This is a genomic window from Moorena sp. SIO3I6, assembly GCF_010672095.1.
This window is the reverse complement of the sequence record NZ_JAAHHU010000325.1, coordinates 1-4,861: the sequence shown is the minus strand read 5'-3', so window position 1 is coordinate 4,861 and position 4,861 is coordinate 1. Positions and strand designations below refer to the sequence as shown.

The following is a 4,861-nucleotide window of genomic DNA, read 5'->3' as shown; positions in this document are numbered from 1 at the left end:
ATGGTAATGGGGATTGCGCAGAAATGCTGTATCGGTTACCATCAAAGCTGGATAACCTTGGTCCCAAAATGGAGCGTGGTCACTGAGTCTGGTCTGAGGAACGATTACCCCTCGTAATGGTACTGGTAAGCACTGACAAGGGATCCCAGCTTGGCGGATAAACCGAGCTAAATGCCTAAAGTCAAGGATTGTTGGCAAGTTTCCCACTAAAGCAATGAAGTCCCCCTGATTGGGGTAAAAGTATTTTAGTCCTGGTGGGTACCATTGGGAATTGGGAGTGCGATCGCAATACCCTAACATTTCCAAAGACAGCATTAACCGCAAGGGTTGCTGTTGTTCTTTTAAATAGGCAGCATAGGCAGCACTTCCGAGCAATCCATACTCTTCCATATCAAATGCTACTAGTCGGACTGGGTGTGTAGGCGCTTGAGTGGCAAAGGCTCTAGCTAATTCCAAGAGCACCGCTACACCGGTAGCATTATCATCTGCTCCTGGGCTTCCAGGTACCGCATCATAGTGAGAGCCAATTAAAATCGGAGCAAACTGTTGCGGTCTCGCCTCTTTTGCCGGTAGATTCAGAATCAGATTATGATGGGTTTTGCCCGACACCTGAAACTTGTGAATTTCAACGCTTCCCCACTGTTCTAATTCTTGGCGGATGTACTCCTGGACATAGAAATGTCCCCCAGATGCCATATACGGATCGCGATCGCGTACTATCTGACTGAGGTGGGTGATTAGACGTTCTTTTAGATCCAAAGTAATGTAATCAGGCAGAAGATTATCATCTAATCTTACCATCTGGGGATTTGGGCGATTGAGTGGTAAAGGCATAGGCTTTGGGCAACAGAACCGCTACACCAGTACCATGATTATGTCCTCAGGTGATTTCCGGGTAACCGATTGTAGTCAAAATCCCTGATTATGGGATATAATTAGATTAAACTATTCCGATATTTTTTCTCGTGTCCAGGTAGATTCAGCATTACATGGTGATGGCTTCTAGCCAACACTTGATTCTCCTGGATTTCGAGACTTCCTAATTTTTTTAATTCTGAGCAGATGGACTGCGACCCAAAGAAATGCCCCCCATCTCCCATATACAGATTGCGATCTACAGCGTTTGTATATGGGTTGTAAACACACTTCTTGTAAAAAAAGGCAGCTATGCTGAAGTAAAGGAGTAAGGTTTCAAGGGGAATGTTTTTTGATAACTAATTATCCGGACATGATATCAAACAGCTTTGAGGAGATGCACCCTGACAACAAGGCAAAAGGTAACAGGCAAAAGGCAACATTAGGAAAGAGATCTGAAGTTCCTTATTCCCTACTTCCTCCTCCCAGCCCTATCCTTAAATTTAACGATTAAATTTACTCGTTAAAAAAAGCGATGCTCTGCAATAGCCGCTACGGTCTTCTCTGAAAGAGACGCTACGCGATTGACCTAAGGTCACGCTACGCGATTAAGCGTTCGCCCCGCCTGGCCAAAGGCCTCAGCTTCCGCTAAGAGCGATCGCTTTTTTTTATTATCCCTAAAACTCCCCAAAAAAAACTTTTCAAAACCCTTGACAAATAAAATCATAATCATTACTATTATTTATATAAACCTAACGAGTTCAAATTTTGATCTATGTCAAAAGACTTTAAGTCAAACTTCAAGAAACAACCTGTTGAGCACACTCTGAAAGGCTCTCGTGAAGCAGTAATCTATAGTATGCAAATGCTTTATAAATTGGGCTATGGGTCGATTGCGGAATGGACTCCTCTTGAGGCGACTGAGGTTCCAGGGGAAGTGATTACTAAAATGATGAAGTATTGGCTGTTGCCATAACACTTTAAATTTCTGGGGGGGTTTCCCCCCCCTGGCAAAGGCTCCGGTCTGTTACTATAGCTTGGCCTTTGGCCAATTACATCGGATTACATCAGGTTGGGTTTGAAAACTCATTGACATAGATCATTTAAATAGCCGTGGATAGTATTTCTACGGCTATTTTTTTTTACTTTTGGTAGCGCTATTTTATTCCCAGTAATCAACTTTATGTAAATATTAATTTTTGTAAACAATATAAAAAATACGGAATTTTATAGTATAATTGAATTGATTTAAATGCTAACCGTTATATAAGTTAGGTTTCACTAAGATAAGCTTAACTATTAGTTTGATTATGAAGCTTGATACTCTTGTAGATTTTGGATCAATTGTCGGAGCTTTTTTGGCTGCAATAGGCTTCCTAGTTTCTTTAAGACAATTCAAGCTCAGTAGAACCATGTCTTATATGCAGCACTTGAGTGATCCCTCAATGATTGAAACAAGGGTTGATGTGGATGCTTGGTTAGACTCTTCAGATGATGATAACGCTCGCCTACTTCAGCTACAAGAAGATACTGAATTGCACATTAAAGTAAAAGTTTTCCTGAGTTTCTGCAATCAGATTTCTATTGCTTACCGATTTGGAGCAATTCACAATAAGATGGCATTTGATATTTGGAATCCTTTTATACCTTATTATTGGGACAGGTTAAGATTTTATATTGCTTGGCGACGTTCTCAGGGATATAGCATAGGTCATAACTTAGAAAAATTTGCCAGAGACATACGAAGTTTTAATATAAAATAGACATCTCCAATCCAAAAAAGCAAAAATTGTATTTTTTTTTATGTTATATTAAAATTTAATAACCCTTGCGCGCAGCACTACAAGTTATGAGTATGACAAATTACAATCAGGTACTTAATCAAATTCATTCTCTTAGTCTCTCTGACCAACTACGATTACTAGATGAATTAAAAGTCTTAGTTAATCAAGCGATAGAAGTAGAAGGAGATGAAGAAACCATTCCAATCACAGAAATTGTTCAAAGTCAAGAAGCTTGGAAAAATTATATATCAGGTAACGATAAAGGAATTTCATCTACAGATTTAAAACGTAAGTTATTAGGATAAAAGTTTGATTGATAGACAAAGGAATGCAGCAAGGTCTTGGAGCTTTACCCCAACACCTCACTCCTCCCTCTTCTCTACTCCCGACTCCCGACTCCCTATTCCCTATTCCCGCTCCTGCTTACAAAAATCATGAGCCTTATTGTTAATCTTATCAAGAATATCAGTTACCTCAGCTGGAGGATTAGGCATCAGATAAATTTCCCGTAATGCATCTGACCAAAGTTGTTTGTCGATGAAATAGTTAACTCGTTCCAAAGCAATCTTTTCAGCAGTTGCATCTTTAGCTTTCAGATTACTTTCTAATTCATTTAACTCAGTGGTGACTTGATTACGCTTTTGGTCATTCATTAAACGAAAACTTCTCTTAGTAGGAAGTTCGTCTAAAGGAATTGTATTCCGCCAAAAGTAAGCTTTACCTGGTTGTAAGGGCTTGCCTTGATAAAGGATATTAGTGGTAGTAGGGTCTAAGGGTTGCTCCCACAATTGTTGATTAGTACGATACTCACCCACCTCAATACCTTTCATTTCTCCTTGCCAGAGAAATAGAGGTTTATCACTCCAAATTTCTAAGCTTCCTTTATGATTATAATTTTCGTCACTATCTGATAGCTGACCAGGGGTGAGCATGCAGATAGTTTGCTCGATAGGATTAGCCTCTCTTGAGCCTCCTTTACCTTTTTTTCGTCGCAATCTCTCCCAAATATCACCCCATTTTAAGGTAATTAGCTGGCCTTGAAAGTGGGATAAATCCTGACCAGACTGAGGTGTTTTTACTATTGCTTCAAGAGGCAGTGCATAAGAACAGAGTAGTACTACGACTGTTAGTGCCAGAGTGGATTTGTTCGGGAGTATTTTAGCCATACTATGCTTCCTGACTGATAAGTTAATGAGTAAATAAAGCGTTTATCGCAGTTATGATAATTGCTATATTTGACTAGGGATCCCCCCTAACCCCCCTTAATAAGGGGGGAACTTGATTCGATTCAAACATTCCCTTAATCAGGGGGGGAGCTGATTCGATTCAAACATTCCCTTAATCAGGGGGGGAGCTGATTCGATTCAAACATTCCCTTAATCAGGGGGGGAACTTGATTCCAGTAAACCATTCTTTTCTATTAGCTTTTGCCTTAACAGGATAAACTTTGTAATCATGAGTATAAGAATTGCTATAATGTTCCCGATTCCCGATTCCCGATTCCCTACTCCCTACTCCCTACTCCCTACTCCCTACTCCCTACTCCCTACTCCCTACTCCCTACTCCCTTTGCGTAACGCTATAGATCCTAAACACTACTAAAGGCATCAAAGTAGGTAGCAGCACCTTCAAAGAGATATAAATTTGTAGTGAAATCAAGCAATAAACTAACCAACAAAGCAAGCAAGCATTACCTAGATTGCTAAACCACCATTGCTGTTGCTCGGGATAATCCTGTTTAATTAACCTAAATCCCTTACCTAAAACAGCAGTTAGCAAAATCATCAAGGTATTAGGAATTGGTATTACCAGATGCTGGTAAAAAAGATGGTGGGCGATGTAACTATGGGCTTCACCACCAGTAAAGGATGATTTGCTATCGAACCAATCTCGCCAACCCTGTGAACGACGCCAGAAGGCTACCGGAAGGGGAAGCAGATTATTATCTTGCCCTTCTTGATCGACTCCCGCTTCTTTATATCCTCCTGAAGCAACAATCACAATGGTCTGGTTAAAGGTTAGAGGACGCTTAGTTAGTTTTGCCCCCCTAACCCCCCAATTTTGGGGGGTAATCATGTCAAAGTCCCCCAGAATTGATACCGCTGGCGAAATTAATATTTGTTTAGACATAGGTCAACCGGTCGGCCCAAGAGCAGCAAAACGAGAACATCGGGTAGCTGCAAATGGAACTCCCTGCCACCAATTAACCAAACGCACAATAT

9 protein-coding genes are annotated in these 4,861 nt (G+C 40.6%); 5 read left to right on the top strand and 4 right to left on the bottom strand.

The features are described from left to right. Together F6K49_RS35225 and F6K49_RS35220 are read right to left on the bottom strand one after the other, a co-directional pair. The coding region (locus tag F6K49_RS35225) for a M20/M25/M40 family metallo-hydrolase (protein WP_366514263.1) at positions 1 to 834 on the bottom strand (834 nt) is incomplete at its 3' end. A gap of 616 nt (positions 835 to 1,450) precedes the next feature. After that, the gene (locus F6K49_RS35220; RefSeq protein ID WP_293025751.1) at positions 1,451 to 1,588 is read right to left on the bottom strand and encodes a hypothetical protein; all 138 of its coding nucleotides are present in this window, start codon (positions 1,586 to 1,588) and stop codon (positions 1,451 to 1,453) included. A gap of 42 nt (positions 1,589 to 1,630) precedes the next feature. Between F6K49_RS35220 and F6K49_RS35215 the strand changes: the two genes are divergently transcribed. The 4 genes from F6K49_RS35215 (at position 1,631) to F6K49_RS35200 (ending at position 3,090) form a co-directional block, all read left to right on the top strand. After that, positions 1,631 to 1,831 carry a hypothetical protein gene (locus F6K49_RS35215; protein WP_293070670.1) on the top strand — a complete coding sequence of 67 codons (201 nt, stop codon included), beginning with the start codon at positions 1,631 to 1,633 and terminating at the stop codon, positions 1,829 to 1,831. 334 nt (positions 1,832 to 2,165) lie between these two features. Beyond that, positions 2,166 to 2,618 carry a hypothetical protein gene (locus F6K49_RS35210; protein WP_293024052.1) on the top strand — a complete coding sequence of 151 codons (453 nt, stop codon included), beginning with the start codon at positions 2,166 to 2,168 and terminating at the stop codon, positions 2,616 to 2,618. A gap of 65 nt (positions 2,619 to 2,683) precedes the next feature. Further along, positions 2,684 to 2,944, top strand: a complete 261-nt coding sequence (locus F6K49_RS35205) for a hypothetical protein (RefSeq protein ID WP_293104227.1) — start codon at positions 2,684 to 2,686, stop codon at positions 2,942 to 2,944. A gap of 8 nt (positions 2,945 to 2,952) precedes the next feature. Beyond that, positions 2,953 to 3,090, top strand: coding sequence for a hypothetical protein (locus tag F6K49_RS35200; protein WP_293070674.1), 138 nt, complete (start codon positions 2,953 to 2,955; stop codon positions 3,088 to 3,090). Here F6K49_RS35200 and F6K49_RS35195 read toward each other — a convergent pair. Then, the gene (locus F6K49_RS35195; protein WP_293104223.1) at positions 3,047 to 3,805 is read right to left on the bottom strand and encodes a hypothetical protein; all 759 of its coding nucleotides are present in this window, start codon (positions 3,803 to 3,805) and stop codon (positions 3,047 to 3,049) included. The two genes, F6K49_RS35200 and F6K49_RS35195, sit on opposite strands and share 44 nt — an antisense overlap. Before the next feature lie 289 nt (positions 3,806 to 4,094). On the opposite strand from F6K49_RS35195, the gene F6K49_RS35190 reads away from it, so the two are divergent. After that, positions 4,095 to 4,241, top strand: a complete 147-nt coding sequence (locus F6K49_RS35190) for a hypothetical protein (protein WP_293024064.1) — start codon at positions 4,095 to 4,097, stop codon at positions 4,239 to 4,241. Here F6K49_RS35190 and F6K49_RS35185 read toward each other — a convergent pair. Further along, positions 4,200 to 4,715 (bottom strand): hypothetical protein, encoded by a 516-nt coding sequence (locus tag F6K49_RS35185; protein WP_293104220.1) that lies wholly within the window; start codon positions 4,713 to 4,715, stop codon positions 4,200 to 4,202. The genes F6K49_RS35190 and F6K49_RS35185 overlap by 42 nt on opposite strands. Between the last annotated feature and the right edge of the window lie 146 nt (positions 4,716 to 4,861).

Excerpts from the sequence above, each read along its gene's own strand:
- F6K49_RS35220 (WP_293025751.1), bottom strand. The coding sequence starts at position 1,588 with ATGATTATGATTTTATTTGTCAAGGGTTTTGAAAAGTTTTTTTTGGGG.
- F6K49_RS35215 (WP_293070670.1), top strand. The coding sequence starts at position 1,631 with ATGTCAAAAGACTTTAAGTCAAACTTCAAGAAACAACCTGTTGAGCAC.
- F6K49_RS35210 (WP_293024052.1), top strand. The coding sequence starts at position 2,166 with ATGAAGCTTGATACTCTTGTAGATTTTGGATCAATTGTCGGAGCTTTT.
- F6K49_RS35195 (WP_293104223.1), bottom strand. The coding sequence starts at position 3,805 with ATGGCTAAAATACTCCCGAACAAATCCACTCTGGCACTAACAGTCGTA.
- F6K49_RS35190 (WP_293024064.1), top strand. The coding sequence starts at position 4,095 with ATGAGTATAAGAATTGCTATAATGTTCCCGATTCCCGATTCCCGATTC.
- F6K49_RS35185 (WP_293104220.1), bottom strand. The coding sequence starts at position 4,715 with ATGATTACCCCCCAAAATTGGGGGGTTAGGGGGGCAAAACTAACTAAG.